The sequence below is a fragment of the Aliivibrio kagoshimensis genome (assembly GCF_050337105.1).
Lineage (GTDB): Bacteria > Pseudomonadota > Gammaproteobacteria > Enterobacterales > Vibrionaceae > Aliivibrio_A > Aliivibrio_A kagoshimensis.
Genome location: NZ_JAKJSQ010000165.1, coordinates 1 through 718, shown reverse-complemented (window position 1 = coordinate 718; position 718 = coordinate 1). Strand labels below are relative to the sequence as shown.

At 27.6% G+C, this 718-nt stretch carries 1 protein-coding gene; it reads left to right on the top strand.

Going from position 1 to position 718, the window contains the following annotated elements; all coding sequences use genetic code 11:
- The coding region (locus L4C32_RS20745) for a hypothetical protein (RefSeq protein WP_428198779.1) at window positions 1–718 on the top strand (718 nt) is incomplete at both ends.

Below are 718 nucleotides of genomic sequence, written 5' to 3'. Positions count from 1 at the left end.
CACTAATATATTGACACATGATCAAATAGATAGATTTCTAAGGCAAGAAACACCAGAGAAAAAATTCTCAGTATTGCAGGATTTTTGGCCCGAAGGTAAAAGAACTTTTACAAAATATGAAAATATAATGGTTCTGTTATCCCAAGTCGAAGGTAAATCTAGTGAAATCGGTACTAAAATAAAAGACCTTCAAAGTCAAATTGACGATTTATCTATGTCCAGTGACAGTTCGATTCGTATAGAACAACTCGTAGAATTAATCAATTCTAGGGAACATTTGACTAGCAAATTTGAATTTTCGGACAATAAATTAGGTAAAAAGCAGTACGATACACTATTGTTTAATAGTTCTTTAAACAAGAAAAAAACTATAGAGTCTATAGAGGAAATTAAAAGAAGAAGCACTCAATTATCCTGGCTAAATGACAATTTTGATGTTTACAGTAAGAAGAAAATTGAAACCTCATCATTACTTAAAGATGTTGATTTAATAAAGAAAAGATTAAATTTGTTTAAAAATTTTAATCAACTTACTTCCGAAATTACAATTAAAAATAACCTTAAAAATGAGATTCAAAAAAAACGTAATGACTTCCAAATTATCTTCAACGATATTGATGATATTTTAAATTCAAAGTCAGATATTGAAAGCATTAACGAAAATATTAGTAATTCATATAAAAAAATTAGCTCTATACATATCAATCTAGCCTCCTAC